Below are 2,731 nucleotides of genomic sequence, written 5' to 3'. Positions count from 1 at the left end.
CGATGGCCGGGGCGATGCGGCGGCGCAGGCGCCCATCCGCGTCCTCCGCGAAGGCGGTGCGCAGCGCCTCGTGCCGCTCCGCGAGCGCCGTCCAGGCGCCGGTCCAGCGGTCCGCAGGCGGCACCGCGCCGTCCACGGCGCGGATCATCGGGATGGTGAAGGGGCGGGTGTCCAGCCCCGCGGCCTCGGCCACCCAGAACTCCCGCTCCCCTTCGGTGGCGAGGTCGGATTCGTCCGCGCCGGCCTGCGGCGTGTCCGTGTCGCGCAGTTCCGCCACCTTGCGGGCGAAGCCGGCCAGGGTGGGGGCGGCGAACAGGGCGCGCGCCGGGACGGTCAGGCCCAGATCCTGCGACAGCCGGTGCGCGATGGTCACCGCCAGCAGGCTGTTGCCGCCGAGCGCGAAGAAATTGTCGGTGCGCGCGACCTCCTCGCCCAGCAGACCGCTCCACAGGGCGGCGATGCGGCGTTCCAGCCCCTTCAGCGGCGCCTGCCGCTGCGCCGTGGCGGCGTGGCCGTGCGCGTGGGCGAGGCGGAGCAGGGCGTCGCGGTCGATCTTGCCCGCGGGCGTCAGGGGAACGCTGTCCACCGCCGTGACGCTGGCCGGAATCATGAAGGCGGGCAGCCGGTCGGCCAGGAAGGCGCGCCACGCCTCCTCGTCGGGCAGGGCGGCGCCGTCCCTGGCGCGGACGAAGGCACGCAGGGCCTTGGTGCCCTGCGCCGCGGCGTCCACCAGGACGACGGCCTGGGCGGCGGCGGGGTGGGCCAGCAGGTCCTGTTCGATCTCGCCCAGCTCGACGCGCTGGCCGTGCAGCTTCACCTGATGATCGATGCGCCCGCACAGGGCCAACTGCCCGTCCGGCTGCCAGCGGCCCAGGTCGCCGGTGCGGTAGAAGCGGCCCTCCGCCGTCTCCACGAAGGCGCTGGCGGTCAGGTCGGGGTTGTTGAGATAGCCGCGGGCCAGCCCCGCGCCGCCCAGCCACAATTCCCCCGGCAGGCCCGGCGGAACCGGCGTGCCGTCCGGGCGGCGCAGCGTGACGCGGACGTTCGGCAACGGGCGCCCGGCGGGCGGCGGGCCGCCGGTTCCGGACTCCGGCAGGATGCGGCCCATGGACACGAGGATGCTCGCCTCCGTGGGGCCGTAGGCGTTCCAGAAGGCGAGGTCCGCCGCGTGGTGGCGGGCGTCGTCGGCGTTCGGCGCCTCGCCGCCGGTCAGCAGGATGCGCAGACCGCGGAAGGGCTTCTCCTTGCTGACCCGCAGGTAGGAGGGCGAGTGGAAGGCCACCGTGACGCCCAACGCCTCGTAAGCGTCCTTCAACGCCCAGGGATCGTCGCGCAGTTCCGGCGGCACCGGCACCAGCGCCATGCCGTGCAGCAGCGCCAGCCCGAGTTCCCACAGCGAGGCGTCGAATCCCGGCGTCGCGGCCAGCGACAGGCGGTCGTCGGCCCGCAGCCCGACCGTCTCCCCGGTCGCCAGCGCCGCGTTGATGAAACCGTCGTGCCGGACGGCGACGCCCTTCGGGTGCCCGGTGGTGCCGGAGGTGTAAATGATGTAGGCGAGATCCCCCGGCGTCCCGGCCACGGCGGGCTTTTCGGCAAGGCCGTCAAGGGTCTCCGGGCGGATCAGCGTGGAAACGGCGTCGGCCAGGGCCGGCGGGACGGGCTGGCCGTCCAGAGCGATCAGCAGCCGGGCGCCCGCGTCGCGGACCATGTAGGCCATGCGTTCCGGCGGCAGATCCTGCGCCAGCGGCAGATAGGCCGCCCCCGCCTTCCAGACGCCGAGCACCGCCGCGGGCAGGTCCGGCACGCAGCCGGTCAGCACCGCCACCGGCTCCTCCCGCGCCACGCCGCAGCGGACCAGGGCGGCGGCGATGCGGTCGGCGTCCCCGTTCAGGTCACCGTAGCTGCGCAGGCCCGCCGGAGTGACCACGGCGGGCCGGTCGGGCCGGCGGGCGGCGATCTCCTCGAACAGCTCATGGGCGCGGCGGGCCGGGCGGGGGCGTTCCTCGCCATACTCCCAGCGGTCGAGAAGGGCCAGTTCCTCCGGCAGCAGGGCGGGCAGCGGAGAGTCCAGCCGGGCCGGGTCGGCGGCCAGCCAGCGCGCCCAGGCGGCGAAACCGGCTAGCCAGGAGCGCGCCGTGGCCTCCGCGTAGACGTCGGGGTTCCACAGCAGCGCCAGTTCCAGCCCCTCGCCGTCCCCATCCGTCACCGGCTCGTGGCTGAAGGCGAGGTCCAGCCCGGCGGCGGGGTGGGCCAGCGCGCCGGACAGGCGGCGCGGCGCGAAGGACAGACCGCTGTCGGGGTCGGTGCTGCTCCGCGGCGGGTTGGCGGTCAGCGCCACGGAGAAGAGGTTCGGACGGGAGGGCGGCAGAGCGTCGGGCCGGCGCTGGCGGAACTCCCGCTGGATCAGGTTGGCGGGCAGGTCGGCGTGGCCGACCGTCTCGGTCAGCGCGTCCTGGGCGGCGCGGACCTGTCCGGCCAGCGGCGCCCCGGCGCCGGACAGGACCACCGGCACGAGATTCACGAAATGCCCGACCGCCCCCTCGGCCCCCGCCGGGCGCAGGGAAACGCCGGTTCCCAGGATCAGGTCGGCCCGTCCGCCGCGCCGCCGTGCCTCCGCGGCCAGAATCGCCAGCAGCAGGCCGTGCAGGCCCACGCCCTGCGCCTTCGCGACGGTGGTGAGGGCCGCGGTGGTGGCGGCGTCCAGCCGGTCCGCCAGGGGCGGGGCGGAGCG

Annotated in this window: 1 protein-coding gene; it reads right to left on the bottom strand. The window is 75.6% G+C overall.

All coding sequences use genetic code 11. The annotated features are described in order from the left end of the window. Nucleotides 1–2,731 (bottom strand): non-ribosomal peptide synthetase (locus tag QSG27_RS28405; protein WP_306712145.1); only part of this gene is annotated, 2,731 nt, incomplete at both ends.

The sequence above is a fragment of the Azospirillum isscasi genome (assembly GCF_030849505.1).
GTDB lineage: Bacteria > Pseudomonadota > Alphaproteobacteria > Azospirillales > Azospirillaceae > Azospirillum > Azospirillum isscasi.
This window is presented reverse-complemented; position numbering and strand designations above follow the sequence as displayed.